14 protein-coding genes are annotated in these 16,463 nt (G+C 69.7%); 6 read left to right on the plus strand and 8 right to left on the minus strand.

Translation table 11 applies throughout. From position 1 onward, the window contains the following. Positions 1-3 precede the first annotated feature (3 nt). From Q7X29_RS02870 to Q7X29_RS02880, 3 genes are all read left to right on the plus strand, one after another. Positions 4-1,062 carry a zinc-binding metallopeptidase family protein gene (locus Q7X29_RS02870; RefSeq protein ID WP_316573194.1) on the plus strand — a complete coding sequence of 353 codons (1,059 nt, stop codon included), beginning with the start codon at positions 4-6 and terminating at the stop codon, positions 1,060-1,062. Between the two features lie 104 nt (positions 1,063-1,166). Continuing rightward, the gene (locus tag Q7X29_RS02875; protein ID WP_218721330.1) at positions 1,167-2,048 is read left to right on the plus strand and encodes a bile acid:sodium symporter family protein; all 882 of its coding nucleotides are present in this window, start codon (positions 1,167-1,169) and stop codon (positions 2,046-2,048) included. A gap of 93 nt (positions 2,049-2,141) precedes the next feature. Then, positions 2,142-2,327: a PIN domain-containing protein gene (locus Q7X29_RS02880; RefSeq protein WP_218721352.1), complete on the plus strand. Its 186-nt coding sequence runs from the start codon at positions 2,142-2,144 to the stop codon at positions 2,325-2,327. 7 nt (positions 2,328-2,334) lie between these two features. Here Q7X29_RS02880 and Q7X29_RS02885 read toward each other — a convergent pair whose 3' ends face one another. The 5 genes from Q7X29_RS02885 to Q7X29_RS02905 form a co-directional block, all read right to left on the minus strand. Beyond that, a complete protein-coding gene (locus Q7X29_RS02885; protein ID WP_218721331.1) occupies positions 2,335-3,051 on the minus strand; it encodes a type 1 glutamine amidotransferase in 717 nt (238 codons plus the stop codon). Next, entirely contained in the window at positions 3,048-4,283 is a 1,236-nt protein-coding gene (locus tag Q7X29_RS02890) for a Mur ligase family protein (protein ID WP_218721332.1), read from the minus strand. The genes Q7X29_RS02885 and Q7X29_RS02890 overlap by 4 nt, the downstream gene beginning before the upstream one ends. 244 nt (positions 4,284-4,527) lie before the next feature. After that, positions 4,528-5,148 (minus strand): hypothetical protein, encoded by a 621-nt coding sequence (locus Q7X29_RS02895; protein ID WP_316573195.1) that lies wholly within the window; start codon positions 5,146-5,148, stop codon positions 4,528-4,530. A 104-nt stretch (positions 5,149-5,252) separates the two neighbouring features. Next, the gene (locus Q7X29_RS02900) at positions 5,253-7,004 is read right to left on the minus strand and encodes a hydroxysqualene dehydroxylase (RefSeq protein WP_316573196.1); all 1,752 of its coding nucleotides are present in this window, start codon (positions 7,002-7,004) and stop codon (positions 5,253-5,255) included. Between the two features lie 190 nt (positions 7,005-7,194). Beyond that, positions 7,195-8,124 (minus strand): EamA family transporter, encoded by a 930-nt coding sequence (locus Q7X29_RS02905; protein ID WP_218716956.1) that lies wholly within the window; start codon positions 8,122-8,124, stop codon positions 7,195-7,197. A 72-nt stretch (positions 8,125-8,196) separates the two neighbouring features. Here Q7X29_RS02905 and Q7X29_RS02910 point away from each other — a divergent pair, with 72 nt between their 5' ends. Beyond that, a complete protein-coding gene (locus Q7X29_RS02910) occupies positions 8,197-9,096 on the plus strand; it encodes a LysR family transcriptional regulator (protein WP_316573197.1) in 900 nt (299 codons plus the stop codon). Here Q7X29_RS02910 and Q7X29_RS02915 read toward each other — a convergent pair. From Q7X29_RS02915 to leuA, 3 genes are all read right to left on the minus strand, one after another. After that, a complete protein-coding gene (locus Q7X29_RS02915) occupies positions 9,083-9,868 on the minus strand; it encodes a DUF6585 family protein (protein WP_316573198.1) in 786 nt (261 codons plus the stop codon). The genes Q7X29_RS02910 and Q7X29_RS02915 overlap by 14 nt on opposite strands. A gap of 25 nt (positions 9,869-9,893) precedes the next feature. Next, the gene (locus Q7X29_RS02920) at positions 9,894-11,513 is read right to left on the minus strand and encodes a MinD/ParA family ATP-binding protein (RefSeq protein ID WP_316573199.1); all 1,620 of its coding nucleotides are present in this window, start codon (positions 11,511-11,513) and stop codon (positions 9,894-9,896) included. 349 nt (positions 11,514-11,862) lie between these two features. Continuing rightward, positions 11,863-13,662, minus strand: a complete 1,800-nt coding sequence (gene leuA, locus Q7X29_RS02925) for a 2-isopropylmalate synthase (RefSeq protein ID WP_218716960.1) — start codon at positions 13,660-13,662, stop codon at positions 11,863-11,865. A 272-nt stretch (positions 13,663-13,934) separates the two neighbouring features. Between leuA and Q7X29_RS02930 the strand changes: the two genes are divergently transcribed. Both Q7X29_RS02930 and Q7X29_RS02935 read left to right on the plus strand, forming a co-directional pair. Next, on the plus strand, positions 13,935-14,705 hold the full coding sequence (locus tag Q7X29_RS02930; protein ID WP_316573200.1) for a sulfite exporter TauE/SafE family protein: 771 nt from the start codon (positions 13,935-13,937) through the stop codon (positions 14,703-14,705). Between the two features lie 127 nt (positions 14,706-14,832). Further along, a complete protein-coding gene (locus tag Q7X29_RS02935; RefSeq protein ID WP_218716962.1) occupies positions 14,833-16,446 on the plus strand; it encodes a GMC oxidoreductase in 1,614 nt (537 codons plus the stop codon). Positions 16,447-16,463: the final 17 nt, after the last annotated feature.

Consider the following 16,463-nt stretch of genomic DNA (forward strand, 5'->3'; position numbering starts at 1 on the left):
CCCTTGCGCGATTTCGTCTGCCCCAACTGCGGGCAGCAGCTGGCTTTCGAGAACTCGGTCTGCCTGTCGTGCTCGAGCAGGCTCGGCTTCAGCCTGGACGAGCGCGCGCTGGTGGTGATCGGCGATCCGCCCGGTGACGCGGCGATCGATCACGCGGGCGGCGTCGTCGACGGCGACCGGTTCCGGCTGTGCGACAACCTGCATGTGGCGCAGTGCAATTGGCTCGTCTCGACGACCGGCCACACCTCGGGGCCGATGCTGTGCGCGTCGTGCGCGCTCACCCGGACCAGGCCCAACGACGCCGACGCCGACGGGCTGGCGGCCTTCGCCGAGGCCGAGGCGGCCAAGCGCCGCCTGATCTTCGAACTGGTCGAACTCGGGCTGCCGATCGTCGGCCGCGAGGCCGACCCCGCCCATGGCCTGGCCTTCGACCTGCTCTCCAGCCGGACCGACGACGTGCTGACCGGTCACATGGACGGTGTCGTCACCCTCGATCTGGCCGAGGCGAACGACCCGCACCGCGAGCAGCTGCGGATCGAGATGGCCGAGCCGTACCGCACCCTGCTCGGCCATTTCCGGCACGAGATCGGGCACTACTACTTCACCGTGCTGGTTGCCGGAGACGAAGCGCTGCAACGGTTCCGGGAGCTCTTCGGCGACCCGTACGCCGACTACCAGGAGGCGCTGAACCGGCATTACTCCCAGGGCGCGCCGTCCGGCTGGGAGAGCGACTACGTCTCGTCCTACGCGACCATGCACGCCGCGGAGGACTGGGCCGAGACGTTCGCGCACTATCTGCACATCCGCGACACCCTCGACACCGCCGCCGCCTTCGGCTTCGCGCCTGCGGGCGCCACCCTGGATCGTCCGCAGGTCGGACGGGCGGGGTACGACAAGATCATCGAACTGTGGCTGCCGCTGGCCTGGTCGCTGAACATGGTCAACCGGTCGATGGGCCACGATGACCTCTATCCCTTCGTGCTGCCCGACCGAGTCCTGGAGAAGATGCGCTTCGTCCACGAGCTGTGCGAGCGCAGCGACTCCACCGCCGTGGTCGCGTAATTCCGGCAGTTTCACTGCGACCTGGATCACAGCTGGCTATCCTCTCTCATTGAGACGCATGAGTCTCAAACCCGGTGCGCCCGGGCCGCTCGATGAGGATTGCTATGAACTCACCCCTGGTTTCCGTCGGACTGCCGCTGGCCTTGGCCGTGATCATGTTCGGTCTGGGACTCTCGCTCACCGTCGCCGACTTCACCCGGATCGCCAAGAGCCCGCGCATCGTCGCGATCGCGCTGCTGTGCCAGGTGATCGCTTTGCCCGTGGTCGCCTTCGGGCTGGTCCTGCTGTTCGATCTGCCCGCGATCCTGGCGGTCGGGGTGATGCTGCTGGCGTCCTCGCCGGGCGGGACGACGGCGAATCTGTTCAGCCATCTGTTCCGCGGCGATGTGGCGCTGAACGTGTCGCTGACCGCGGTCAACTCGATCATCGCCGTCGCCACCGTGCCGCTGGTGACCAACTTCGCGATCGGCTACTTCGACCCGGCCGAGGGCGGCTCGCTCGGGTTGCAGTTCGGCAAGGTGGTGCAGGTGTTCGCGATCGTGCTGGTCCCGGTGGCGATCGGCATGCTGGTGCGCCGCTCCTCGGCGGCGTTCGCCGACCGGATGGACCGCCCGGTGCGGATCGGCTCGGCGGTGACCCTGCTCCTGGTGATCCTCGGGACGGTCGCCACCGAATCCGACACCCTCACCGAGTCGTTCGCGCAGGTCGGCGGCATCACCGTGCTGTTCTGCCTGATCAGCCTGACCGTCGGATACTTCCTGCCGCGCCTGCTCGGGGTGCCGGACCGGCAGGCCATCGCCTGCTCGATGGAGGTCGGCATCCACAACAGCACGATCGCGATCACCATCGCGGTGAGCGTCCTGGACAGCACCGAGATGGCGGTGCCCGCCGCGATCTACGGCATCCTGATGTTCCCGCTCGCCGCCGCGTTCGGTTACCTCATCACCCGTCGGCAGCCGAAGGCGGCGGTCGCCGCGGCGGACTGAGGCTCAGGCGTTCGCCGCGAAGCACGCCGAATCCCGGTTGCGCACGGCTGTGGGCGAAGTCGGTGGACAGCCCCGAATCACCGGACTGACCTCTTGGCCGAGGAGGCGGCATGGCGGGCGATCGAGGCGCGGCACACCATCGAAGCCGCGCGGCTGCCGTCGATCCATCGTGATCCGTTCGATCGGATCCTGGTCGCGCAGGCCCGGTGTGAGGAGCTGACGCTCGTCACCCGGAACCCGTACTGCCTGCGCTACGAGGTCGATTCGCTGCCGTGCTGACGAGCCGCTAGGCGCGCAGGCGCTCGCGGCGGAGGCGGTCAACCTCGGGGAGGTCGAGGGGGGCGAGGTCGGTGGGGGAGATGCCGAGGGCTCGGGCGATGAGGAGGTCGGCGAGTTCGGGGTTGCGGGCCAGGGCGGGGCCGTGCAGGTAGGTGCCGATGACCGAGCCCTGGACGACGCCTTCGGTGCCGTCGCCGACGCCGTTGCCGACACCGCGGGTGACCTTCGCCAGCGGGGCGGCGTCGGGGCCGAGCAGGGTGCCGCCGCGGTGGTTCTCGAAACCGGTCAGCGGGGCGGACAGGCCGTCGAGGACGGGGGTGGTCGTCACCTCGCCGATGGCGCGGGTGTGCTGGGGCGAGGTGGTGACGTCGAACAGGCTCACGCCGTCGACCTTCTCGCCGGCCGAGGTCTCGTACCAGTTGCCGAGCACCTGGATGGCGGCGCAGATCGCGAGCACGGGCGCGCCCTTGGCGGCGGCCTGCTGCAGTCCTGGGTACTTCTGCAGGTGGCGGGTGGCGAGGCGCTGGGCCGAGTCCTCGGCGCCGCCGAGGGTGTAGATGTCGAACGAGTCCGGCACGGGGTCGGCCAGGGTGATCTCGACGATCTCGGCGTCGTAGCCGCGCATGCGCAGGCGCTGGCGCAGCACCAGCGCGTTGCCGCCGTCGCCGTAGGTGCCCATCACGTCGGGCAGGACGAGGCCGATACGAATGGTCGACTCGCTCATGGGCGTGCCTCCAGGTCACGGTTGAGATCGCGGAACGCGGTGTAGTTGGCCAGCACCTCGACGTGCCCGGGCGGGCAGGAGGCGATGGCGCGCAGCGGGTCGGGGATCAGGGTGTGCTCGACCCCGGCGTAGGTCAGGCGCACGGCCAGATCGGTGGCGCGTTCGCCGGCGGCCACCACCTGCACGCCCTCGAAGTGCTCGAACCGCACGTCCCAGAGCCACGAGAGGTCCTCGCCGTCGGGCACCTGCCCGTTCACCGCGATCACCAGCCCGGCCGAGGTCGGCTCGATCATCGACAGTGCCTCCTGCCAGCCGGCCGGGTTCTTGGCCAGCAGCAGCCGCGCGTCGTGCGGACCGACGGTGACGGTGCGGTAGCGGCCCGCGATCTCGCGCACGGTGCCGGTCGCGTCGGTCGCCTTCGTCGGCTCGGCGCCCATCGCGACCGCGGCGGCGACGGCCTGCGCCGCGTTGCCGCGATTCGCGCGACCGGGCAGCGCCAGGTGCAGGGGTGCGCGGAAACCGTCGGGGCCGCACAGGTCGTCGCCCTCGAGCCACCAATCCGGCTGCGGGCGATGGAAGTCGGCGCCGGTCGAGCGCCAGTTCTCGCCCTCCCAGACGATCGGCTCGCCGCTGCGCGGACAGCTCGTCGCGTCGACCGCCCAGCCGCTGCCCGCCGACACCCACACCACACGGGGGTGGTCGTAGGCGATGGAGGCCACCAGCACGTCGTCGCAGTTGGCGATGACGACGGTGTTCGGATGACGAGCCAGTCCGGCGCGGAGCTTGCGCTCGATCATGTTGATCTCGCCGACCCGGTCGAGCTGGTCGCGGCTCAGGTTCAGCAGCACCACGGCGGCCGGGTCGAGCGCGTCGCTGACGTGCGGCAGATGCAGCTCGTCGACCTCGATCGCGGCCAGCGGCACTCCCTGGTGCACGCTCAGCGCGGCGACGATGCCCGCGTCCATATTGGCGCCGTCGGCCTGGGTGGCGACCTGGCCGAGCGTGCCGAGCGCGGCGGTGGTCATCCTGGTGGTGGTCGACTTGCCGTTGGTGCCGGTGATCAACACCGTCCGCCTGCCGCGACCGAGCTGGGTCATGATCGTCGGATCGATCTTCAGCGCGATCAGGCCGCCGATCATCGAACCCTTGCCGCGGCCCGCCTTCTGCGAAGCCCACGACGCTGCCGCCGCCGCTCGCAAAGCCAGGCGCCCACGCACCGAGATGTCTGCCACGCCGCGAGTCTATGTGCGCGCGGTCGCGGGCCGCGTGCGGGAGCGGTGTGAGCTACGTCAGCCCATCCGCGCCGGTGGCGTGAGCCGGATGATCGAGCGGGGGGTCAGCTCATTCGCGCCGGTGGCGTGAGCCGGATGATCGAGCGGGGGGTCAGCTCATTCGCGCCGGTGGCGTGAGCCGGATGATCGAGCGGGGGTCAGCTCATTCGCGCCGGTGGCGTGAGCCGGATGATCGAGCGGGGGGTCAGCTCATTCGCGCGACGAGGGTGCGGACGATCTCGGCGGTGACCTCGTCGCGCCAGATCTGGAAGCGCGCGGAGTTGTCCAGGCCGCTGACCGAGGAGTCGCCGCTGACCGCGAACGCGAAATTCCCCCGATGACAGGCCACGGTGGATTCGATGATCTTGCCGTAGGTGCATTCGGTGGCACCCCACTCGGCCGGGGCCACCGGATCGCCGGTGAAGCGCTTCATATCGGCGTAGTAGGCGGTGACGGCGGATTCCTCGCCGACCGAGGAGAACATCACGGTGATCTTGGTATTGCCCGAGGACGCGGGCCGGTCGGGCAGATCGAAGGTGAACAGGCAACCGCCCTGGGCGATATTGCGCACCGATTCGTCGACGAGCTGCACGGTCTGCGGTGTGCGTTTCAGATGGGTGGCCTGCGGCAGGATCGCGGTGATCTCGGCGTCGGTGAGCACCGCGCAGGCGTCGGGCCAATTCTCGACGGTGGCGGGCAGTGTCACGGGGATCGGTCGGCTGTCCGGAGCGGCCGCGCCGAATTCGATTCCGGGCGGACCGGCCGGACCGCAGCCGGCCAGCACCGCCGCCGCTACCGCGATCGAGCCGAGCACGCGCAGATTCACCAGAAATCCCCCCGCTAACACCAAGTTTCGAACAGACGGTCGTTATTGTCGGCGGAACCGGACACAGAAGCAACGCGCGTTCTGGTCGTTCTAACAGTTCACAACTATTCGTCGAACATATTGGGCAATCCCCGAGCGTAGCGATCGGCGTCGATCACCCGCAGCGGCTCGAGTTCCGGCGTGCGGCGCAGCCGGAAAGTGCGGCAGCGCTGGGCCGATGAGCCCGAGACGTCGAGCAGCGCGTTGACCGCGGCGCGCGCCGATTCGTTGGCGCCCTCCATGGTCGCCAGGTCGACATCGGTGCGCACGTAATCGCCTGCCAGGAACAGATTCTCGATCGATCCGTGCGGCTCCGGTCGTGCGTCCCAGGAGCCCGCGGTATTGATGAGCAACGGATCGGCATTCGCGTTCCGGCTGCCCTGCCAGGTGATCCCCGGATCGAGAAACCAGGAATGGACGTCGGCGGGGCGCAGCAGTTGTTCGCGGTCGTTGAGGTGCGCGGCGAGCTGGGCCCAGACCTCGCGGAAGATCTCCTCGTGCGTGCATTCCACGGCGGGCTTGCCGTAGAGCATGCCGGGGGTATTCCAGTCGGAGATGTCGACGGACAGACAGTCGGCCACCGATCCGTCGCCGAACGTATTCAGCTTGTGGGTCCACAACTGGTTCTGGCTGATCGAGGTGAGCGACCACGGTGAATCCACGAACGCGGTATGGCCGCGCGAAATATGCAGTGGGGAACGGAAATAGATCTGGATGCCGTTCATCCAGTCGACGAACAGGCGATCGGTCGCCGCCAGTTCCGGGGCCAGTTCGAGTACCCGCGGTGACCAGAGTTTGCGGGCCTGCTCGACCGGCAGCGCGGTGACGAAATAGTCGGCCTCGACGGTGCGGGCGCCGCCGGCGTCGGTGATCCGCGCGGCGCCGATGCGCTGGTCGCGCACGACGAGTTCCTCGACGCGCGCGCCGAGTTCGAACCGCACGCCGAGTCCGCGCAGGTGCTGCACCCACGGGTCGATCCAGGCGATATTGGTGGCGTTGTTCAGCACCCGGTCCAGGCCGCCGTCGTTGCCGAGGCCGAGCGGATTGCCGAGGAACTGCTCGCCCATGCTGCCGATGGTGCGGGTGCTGGCCAGGTCCTCCTTGGCCGCGACCATGATGCTGGTGAGCGAGCGGGAGACGATCGCGCGGAACTCGTGCGAGCGCTCGTGCCCGTGCACGAAGTCCTGCCAGGAGGTGTGCTCCCACTGGCCGAAGCGGCGGGCGTCGCAGCTGCTGTTGAATACCAGCAGCCGGTTGGCGAAGTACGCGACCTCGGCGGGCGGCATCTTCGTCATCGTCGAGATGGTGGCGGCCAGGGTTTCCCGGATCGCGTCCGGATGGGTGTTCGGGTTGGTGAAGCCGTCGGGCAGGGCGAGCAGGATGTCGTCGGTGTCGCGGCGGGAGAACCTGGCTTCCGGCACGGTGAGCAGGTTGCTCCACACGCCGTCGGCATTGCCGGCGACCGGGATCCGGCGCATGGTGTCGGGCAGGTTCTGATAGAAGCCGGGAAAGAAGCGGAAGCCGTGCTCACCGGGCAGATCGGGCCTGCCGTCGCGGCCGGTGCCCGGCACCGACACGCTGCGCGCCTTGCCGCCGAAGGCCCTGGCCTCGTAGACGGTGACCTCGAAACCGCGTTCGGCCAGCTCGTGCGCGGCCGTCAGCCCGGCGACGCCGCCGCCGAGGACCGCGACCCGGCGGCCGGGAGGCGCGCTCAGCGCAACACCCGGCGTGCCCGCCACGGCCCCTGCCGATACCACCCCCGCTGCGACTGTGCCGCGGAGAAATGTTCTCCGCGAGACGGGCCACCGTTGCGCCATATGCTGTTCAGCTGCCTTGCTCGAGTTATTGCCTGCGATTTGCTATCACTCTAGAGCGCGGCGAAGACCTGGCTGTTGCGACCTGCATGTCGTTCGCCCGAGCTCGAAACCGACCGGTCGCGCGGAAAACGCATCGCGCGATCGGTCACATGCTAGCCAGAGCCTGCGCGATTGTGCGCTGAATTGGACGTCAGACCTGAACCAGGCCGCGGCCGGGAACCGGATCCGCAATCCCGCGCACCCGCCGGGTGGTCGTCGCGGCGAAGGCACCCGCGATCACGATCGCCCCGCCGACGAGTGCGGCCACCGACGGCTGCTCGTCGAGCGCCACCCAGGCCGCGCCGATGCCGACGACCGGGACGAGCAGCGACAACGGCGCCACCGTGCCCGCCGGATAGCGGCTCATCAGATACGTCCACAGGCCCGATCCGCAGACTGTCGCGAGGATCGCGATATAGGCGAGCGCGGCCAGCGCGGGGAGCCCGGCGGTCGAGGAGACCGCGCCGCCGAGCGCGCGGAAACCGGTGTCAGGCCCCTCGACAGCCATCGACAGCGCCAGCAGCGGCAGCACCGGGATCACCGACATCCACAGCGTCAGATGCAGCGGATCGAATCCGGGGGAGTCGGCGCCGGCCTGGCGCGCGCCGATATTGCCGAACGCCCACCCCAGCCCGCCCGCCAGCGTCAGCAGCACCGGGAGCAACGTGGCGTGCGCCAGCCGATCGGCGCCGATGACGATCATGCCGAGTACCGCCACCGCCAGCCCCGCGACCTGCACCGGCCGCAGCCGCTCGCGCAGCAGCACCGCGCCCAGCACCACCGTGAACGGCGCGGAGGACTGCAGCACCAGCGAGGCGAGCCCGGTCGGCATGCCGATGCGCATCGCGGTGAACAGGAACGCGAACTGCAGGATGCCGAAGCCGGTGCCGTAGAGCAGCAGCCAGCGGACGCGCACGGCGGGGCGGGGAATGAAGACGAGCACGGGGATCGCGATGACGGCGAACCGCAGCGCGGCGAAGAAGAACGGCGGGAAATGATCGAGGCCGATTCGGATGGCCAGGAAGTTCAGGCCCCAGAGCACGACGACGGTCAGTCCGAGCAGGCGGTCGCGGGTGGTCACAGTGCTAATCGTGCGTTCGGCGAAGCATCAGCACAATCGAATAAAAGTGGATCAATAAAGTAGATTTACTTCATGTTTTCCATCGACCGACTGCGAATTCTGCGCGAGCTGGCCGATCGCGGGACGGTCGCCGCCGTCGCCGAAGCGCTGTCGATGACGCCCTCGGCGGTGTCACAGCAACTGAAGGTGCTCGCCAGGGAAGCGGGCGTCGCGCTGCTCGAGCCGGACGGGCGACGGGTGCGGCTCACCGACGCCGGCCAGGCACTGGTGCTGCGCGCCGACGATGTGCTCGCCGCGATGGAGCGCGCGACCGCCGAGATGGCGCACTACCGCGGCTCGCCGCGCGGGCAGGTCAGGGTGGCGTCGTTCCCCTCCGGCGCCGCGCTGCTGCTGCCGCCGGTGCTCACCGCGCTGTCCGACAGCGGCGTGCGGATCGTCGCGGGCGATGAGGACCTACCGCCGTCGGCAGCGCCCAAACTGCTGGCCGACTACGACATCGTGCTCACCCATCGCGACGAACGCGCGCCCTCGCCCGCCGGTCCACGGCTCTCGGCGCGGGTGCTGATGCGAGAGCCGATCGACGTCGTCGTCGCGGCGACGCACCCGCTCGCGGGCAGGCAGGCGGTCCGCCCCGAGGAACTGGCCGACGAGACGTGGGTGAGCGTGCGCGGCGGATTCCCCGTCGACGACGTGCTCGAGTCGATCGCCACCATCACCGGGGTGCGGCCGCGGATCGCGCAGCGGCTCAATGAGTTCCGGGTCATCGAGACGCTCGTGGCCTCGGGCTACGGCGTGGCGCTGATGCCCCGCTTCGCGGTCGCGCATCCCGGGCTGTCGGTACTGCGGCTGGCGGGGGTGCGCGCGGCCCGGGTGTACGAACTGCTCACCCGGCCACAGGCGCACCGGCGGCCCGCCATCGCCGCGGTGCTCGACGCCTTCGAGGCCGCGGCCGGGCAGGTCAGCGCGAGCTGACCGACGCGCGCAGCCGATCGACCAGCGCGCGCAGGACGAAGAAGTTGGGGATATCGGCGATCGAGGTCGAGTTCAGCCCGAACCACGCGCCCTCGACGGCGATCTCGGCGTAGCCCGAGACCGTCCGCAGGCCCTGTACCTGGTGCCACGGCACGCTCTTGTTGCGCGCGCCGATCTCGTTCGCGGTCAGCCAGATGTCGCCGAAGCCGAGGCGGTGACCGGCCCGCACCGCCGCGAGCGCCCGCGGCAGCTGGGCCGCGGTGACGGCCTGCTGAATCCACCGGCCCCACTGCTCGGCCTGGATGAACGAGCTGTCGAGCACGAAAGGCTGACCGGCGAGATCGGTCAGCGTGTAGGTATGGACGGTGATGATCGGGCCACCGTCGGTGTGCTCGCCGACGATCTTATGCCGCACCGTCGTCGAGTCGAACCGCGCGACGCTGGTGCGCCCGCCCACCACCGCGACCAAACCGTGGTCGTAGACGGCGAGCCGGTTGCCCACGGTCTCGCGTTCGTGCCACCACGCCTGCGCCGTGGCCAGCACGAACCCGAACCCCGTGCCGATCGCGGTCAGCCCGGTGATCCAGGCGATCCCGGCCTGATCGATGACGAAGGCCAGCGCGGTTGTCGCGAGCGCGACACCGGCCACGATCCCGAGGACACGAATCCGGCTCCACGCCACCACGGCCGGTGTGTAGGCCGCCCGGTGGTTACCGAGCCCCGCGCCCGCCGCCACGTCGGCGAGATGGCGCGCGGCATCGACCTCGGACATGTTCCCCCCACGACCTTCGGCTATCTCAGAATTGCCCCGGCTGGTACGGCTGACCCGGGTAGGGCTGACCCTGCGGCGGGTACTGCTGGCCCTGCTGCTGTCCGTGGTAGCCGAAATCGTCGGCGACCATGGCGGCCAGTTCGAGCAGCGCGCGCCTGGTCGGCTTGCTGACCAGCTCGAGGTCGATCTCGGCGCCCTCGGCCAGGTGATCGTCGAACGGGACGATCTGCACGGCGCGGGTGCGGTCGAGGAACAGTTTGCGCAGCTGGTCCAGGTCGACCGTCGACGCGCCACGACGCGAGGCGTTCACGACGACGACGGTGCGCTCGACGAGCTTGCTGTAGCCGTGGTGGTCGAGCCAGTCCAGCGTCGCCGACGCGCTGCGCGCACCGTCGATCGCGGGCGAGGTGACCAGCACCAGCGAGCTCGCCATGTCCAGCACGCCGGACATCGCCGAGTGCATCAGGCCGGTGCCGCAGTCGGTCAGGATGATGTTGTAGAACGACTGCAGGATGCCGATCGCCTTGCGGTAATCGGCCTCGCTGAAGGCTTCCGACACGGCCGGGTCCTGCTCGGAGGCAAGCACTTCCAGTCGGCTCGGGGCCTGCGAGGTGTGCGCGCGCACATCCGAGTAGCGGGTGATGTTCTGGTCCTCGAGCAGGTTGCGCACCGTCGAGCGAGTCTGCCGCGGCACCCGGTGGGCGAGGGTGCCCAGGTCGGGGTTGGCGTCGATCGCGATGACGCGGTCGCCGCGCTGCGAGGCGAAGGTGGAACCGAGACCGACCGTGGTGGTGGTCTTGCCGACGCCACCCTTGAGCGAGAGGATCGCGATCCGGTAGTCGCCGCGGACCGGCTGGTTGACCCGCTCGGCGAGATCGCGGTGGACGACGTCGGCCGCCGACTCACCCGGGTTGATCATGCCGCCGGAGGCCTTGTGCACGGCGCGCCGCCATCCGCTGCGCGGCGCCTTGCGGGCCCGCTTGAGCAGGTTCAGGTCGTTGACCGAATGGCCGGGCTGACCGGGGGCGGGCACGTGCTGCGGCTGGAACGGCTGATGCTGCGGCGCAGGCCCGCCCTGCCACTGCGGCTGACCGGGCGGCGGGCCGAGCGGACCCGGCTGCCCCGGCTGACCGGGCGGCATGCCGCCCTGCATCGGCGGCTGGTACATCGGCGGCGGTGGAGGCGCCCAGCTGTAGATGGGCTCGGACTGGGGTCCCTGGGGCTGCTGCTCGGGCCCGGGGAACTGCGGCTGCTCGGGCGCGCCCGGGTACGGGCCGGGAGCGCCGGGATACGGCTGCTCACCGGTCGCCTGCGGACCGGGGTACGGCTGTTCGGCGCCGGGGGCGGGCTGACCGGGCCACGGCTGCTCGGCGCCCGGGCCGGGCTGACCCGGCCACGGCTGCTGCTCGGGGCCGTGCGCCACCGGATGCGCGCCACCGCTCTGGTACGAATCGGGCGCTCCTGGATACTGACTCGGCGCGAAGGGGCCTGGCACGAATCCACCCGGCTGGAACACCGTCTGCTCGGCGAGTCCGGCCTGCGGCTCGGCCACGGCCGCCTCGGCGGGCTGCGGCTCGGCGGGCTCGTCTGCCTGCTCGCCCGCGGCGCCTGTCGGCTCGAGGTCGTCGTCGGTGGCCGTCTGCACTCCGGCGGATCCGGACGCAGCGTCGGCCGTCTCAGCCGACGGACTCTGCAGCCAGGGCGGAGACGTCGGATTATGGTCGTTGTTGGTCACAGTTCCCCCACTTTGCCCGATGAACGAGCAGGAAGCTCGGCGCTGAATGTGCACCAAAACGCTAGCACGGTGCTAATTTCCGCGCGCCGGGGGCGGCAGGCTCCGGAGCGGCTGTGAGCGGGCATGCGCGCAGCTCAACCGGTAGATCCGTACCGAAGCCGACCGGTCGGGCCCGAGTTGTCCACAGCCCTTTCGGCAGTGTGCACAACCGGCGAAGGCCGGGTCCGCGTGCTGCGGGCCCGGCCTTCGTGTCGGCGAACTAGCGTGCGGCGGCCCGGTTGACCGCCGAGACGACGGCCCGCAGCGACGCGGTGGTGATGGAGGTGGCGATGCCGACGCCCCACACGACCTTGTCGCCGATCGCGACCTCGACGTAGGCGGCGGCCTGCGCGTCGTCACCGGCGGACATGGCGTGCTCGCTGTAGTCGAGCACCCGCACGTCGAAGCCGACGGTGGCGATCGCGTCGACGAACGCGGCCAGCGGGCCGTTGCCGGACCCGGTGATCTCCTGCTCGACGCCGTCGACCTTGACCGTGGCGACGATGGTGTCGACACCACCGTCGGTCTCCGACGCGGTCACCTTCTGGCGCATCCGCTCCAGCGGCAGGATCGGGTTCAGGTACTCGGTGGCGAAGACGTCCCACATCTCCTTGGGCGTCACCTCGCCGCCCTCACCGTCGGTGATCGCCTGGATCGCCTGCGAGAACTCGATCTGCAGCCGGCGCGGCAGCACCAGACCGTGGTCGGTCTTCATGATGTAGGCGACGCCGCCCTTGCCGGACTGCGAGTTCACCCGGATGACGGCCTCGTAGGTGCGGCCGACGTCCTTCGGGTCGATCGGCAGGTACGGGACCTCCCAGGTGATGTCGGCGACGTCGGCGTTCTGCGCGTCGGCGGCCGCCTTCATCGCGTCCAGGCCCTTGTTGATGGCGTCCTGGTGGCTGCCCGAGAACGCGGTGTAGACCAGGTCGCCGCCGTAGGGGTGACGTTCGGCCACGGCCAGCTGGTTGCAGTACTCCACCGTGCGACGGACCTCGTCGATGTCGGAGAAGTTGATCTGCGGGTCGATGCCGCGGGAGAACATGTTCATGCCCAGGGTGACCAGGCAGACGTTGCCGGTGCGCTCGCCGTTGCCGAACAGGCAGCCCTCGATGCGGTCGGCGCCGGCCTGGTAGCCCAGCTCGGCGGCCGCGACGGCGGTGCCACGGTCGTTGTGGGGGTGCAGCGACAGCACGATCGAGTCGCGGCGGGCCAGGTTGCGGTGCATCCACTCGATCGAGTCGGCGTACACGTTCGGCGTGGCCATCTCGACGGTCGCGGGCAGGTTGATGATCAGCGGCTTCTGCGGGGTCGGCGCGATGATCTCGGAGACCGCGTCGCAGACCTCACGGGCGTAGTCCAGCTCGGTGCCGGTGTAGGACTCCGGGCTGTACTCGTAGCGCCAGGCGGTGTCCGGGTACTTCTTCTCGATCTCCAGGCACAGCGCGGCGGCGTCGGTGGCGATCTTCTTCACCGCGTCCCGCTCGGCGCGGAAGACGACGCGACGCTGCAGGATGGAGGTGGAGTTGTAGAAGTGCACGATCACGTTCGGGGCGCCGTTGCAGGCCTCGAAGGTGCGCTCGATCAGCTCGGCGCGGCACTGGGTCAGGACCTGGATGGTGACGTCGTCGGGGATCGCCCCGTCCTCGATGATCTCGCGGACGAAGTCGAAGTCGGTCTGGCTGGCGGCCGGGAACCCGACCTCGATCTCCTTGTAGCCCATCCGGACGAGCAGGTCGAACATGCGGCGCTTGCGGGCCGGGCTCATCGGGTCGATGAGGGCCTGGTTGCCGTCGCGCAGGTCGACGGCACACCACGCGGGCGCGCGATCGATGATCTTGTCGGGCCAGGTGCGGTCGGGCACCGAGATGGGCTCGACCTCTTCGGCGAAGGGCCGGTACCGGAACGACGGCATCGACGAGTTCTTCTGGTGGTTCCAGGCGGGCTGGTCGGCCGGTGCGGGTTTGCCGGGGGCCGTGATGGTGCGCGAAGCGGATACGAATGCGTCAGCCGAGGACATGCAAGTTTCTCCGTGGGTGAGGTGGATTCCCTGGTGGGAGCGGGTCGACCGGCGCGTTGGAACCCCGCGACGGGAGCCGGTCCGTATCAGAACCCGTCGCGGCGGCCGAGAAGAAGTGCCCGCTGCATGATCCTTCGAGGATACCGCGTGCCCTACCCCGCTGGTAAGCGGCCTGGGGAAACCGGCCGGTAGTAAGCGAGCGGTACGGTTTTCAGCGAATCGCACGCTTGTACGGACCATCGCGTCCGACGAGACGTCACAAAGGAACTCGAATGACTTGGTTACAGCAAGTGGCCATTCTCGCGGCGGGCATCGCCGCGGGTGGCATCAATACGATCGTCGGCTCCGGCACCCTGATCACCTTCCCCACGCTGCTTGCCTTCGGTTTGCCGCCGGTGACGGCGAACGTGTCCAACACGATCGGTCTGGTCCCCGGCTCGGTCAGCGGGGTGATCGGCTACCGCCGCGAACTGGAAGGGCAGCGATCGCGACTGCTGCAGCTGGGCACCGCCTCGCTGCTCGGTGGCATCACCGGCGCGATCCTGCTGCTCGTCATGCCCGCGGAGGCCTTCAAGGCGATCGTGCCGGTGCTGATCATCGCCGCGCTGATCCTGGTGGTCGTGCAGCCCCGGCTGGCGGCCTGGGTGAAGCGGCGCAGGGCCGACGGTGACGCGGCCACTCCCGAGCACGGCGGCCCGATCCTGCTGGTCGCCGTTTTCGGCACCGGCATCTACGGCGGCTATTTCGGCGCCGCCCAGGGCGTGCTGCTGCTCGGCCTGCTCGGGGTCTTCGTGCACGAGGACATCCAGCGGCTCAACGCGGTGAAGAACGTGCTGGCGCTGATCGTGAACGCGGTGTCGGCGGCGATCTTCATCGCCATCGCCGAGGTGAACTGGCAGGCCGTCGCGCTGATCGCGGTCGGCTCGATCATCGGTGGCCAGCTCGGCGCGAAGGTGGGTCGCAGGCTGCCGCCGAACGTCTTGCGCGCGGTGATCGTCGTCGTCGGCACGATCGCGGTGATCCGGCTGCTGACGGCGGGCTGAGTCCGGGCCGCTGCCTGCGGCCCGCCCACCGGTTGTGACTACCACCAAAGGCCCCTCGGTCGAACACCATTGGCGTTTCACACGGGGTATCCTGCGCTCGGCCATGCGTGATGAGGGAGGTGGCCTGGTGCACAGACGTGCCTTCTTCAAGGCGGCGGGACTGGCGACGATCGCCGGTGCCGTGGGGACGACGCTGACGACCACGGCCGCCTCGGCCGATCCGCGCGAGGCGATGTTCCGGACCTGGGTACCGGAGATCTTCGAACCCCTCCCCGACGCACCGGCGCACACCGAGGCCATCGTCATCGGTTCCGGCTTCGGCGCCGCCGTCACCGCCCTGCGGCTGGCCGAGGCCGGGATCGCCAACACCGTGCTCGAGCGCGGTTCGCGCTGGCCCAACGACCCGTGGCGGGAGATCTTCACCGGCGACGACCTGCCCGACGGCCGCGGCTTCTGGCACCGCACCAGCTTCACCGGCGTCACCAAGGTGCCGATGAGCTTCGGCGCGTTCGGCGGCGTCCTCGATGTCACCGAGTACCCGGGCATCGACGTGTGGCGCGCCGCCGCGGTCGGCGGCGGTTCGGTCATCTTCACCGGCGCGATGGTGGCGCCCGAGCGCAAGCTGTTCGACCACGTCTTCGGTGGCGTCGTCGATTACGGCGAGCTCGAGCGCGTCTACTACCCGCGCGTGCGCGAAATGTTGCGCCTGGACCCGATGCCCGCCGACATCTACCACTCCACGCCGTTCGCGCACTCGCGCGCCTGGGACGACCAGGTCCGCGCCGCGGGCTACCAGCCGGTGGCCAACGATTCGATCTTCACCTGGGACGTGCTGCGCAGCGAGCTGGCGGGCACCTCCCGCGCCTCGGCTACCGCCGCCCGTTCCAACCTGGGCAATTCCAACGGCGCCAAGTTCGATCTGAACCAGAACTATCTGCGCTACGCCAGGGAGACCGGCAAGTCGCAGGTGTACCCGGGCCACCGCGTCGACGCCATCGCCCAGGAGGCGAGCGGCAAGTTCGTGGTCACGGTGACGAAACTGGCCCCGACCGGTCAGAACCTCGGCACCCGCACGCTGACCTGCGACAAGCTGTTCCTCGGCGCCGGTTCGATCGGTACCTCCGAGCTGCTGGTGCGCGCCCAGGCCACCGGCGCGCTGCCCAACCTCAACGAGCACATCGGCGACGGCTGGGGCACCAACGGTGACGTGGTGCTGGCGCGCGGCGCTAGCGCGGTGGCGGGTCAGGGCCAGGGCGTGCCCAGCGCGAGCCGCGTCTTCGACGAGTCGCGCGTCCCGCTGACTCTGGAGAACTGGTACATCCCGGGCATTCCGTTCGAGACCGGCGCGCTGGCCTCGCTCGGCATGGTCCTCGACCCGACCAGGGCCCGTTTCGGCTATCACGCCGGCGGCGGTGTCGGGTTGAGCTGGTCGGCGGCCGCGCAGGACGCCGTCGTCGACGCGGCACGCGCGGTCGATCACCGGATCGCCGAACGCGCGGGCGCGGTCGCCGAGTACGGCGCGCTCGGCTACGACGCGAACGCCCAGTTCACCGCGCATCCGCTGGGCGGCGCGGTGCTCGGCAAGGCGACCGATGCCTACGGCCGTGTGCACGGGCACCCCGGCCTCTACGTGATGGACGGCGCGGCGATCCCCGGCAGCACCGCGACGGTCAACCCTTCGCTCACGATCACCGCGCTGGCCGAACGCAATATCGCGGCCGTCATCGGCGCCGGTCGCTGACACTCGCGCGGACCGTC

The organism is Nocardia canadensis (assembly GCF_032656385.1).
Taxonomy (GTDB): domain Bacteria; phylum Actinomycetota; class Actinomycetes; order Mycobacteriales; family Mycobacteriaceae; genus Nocardia; species Nocardia canadensis.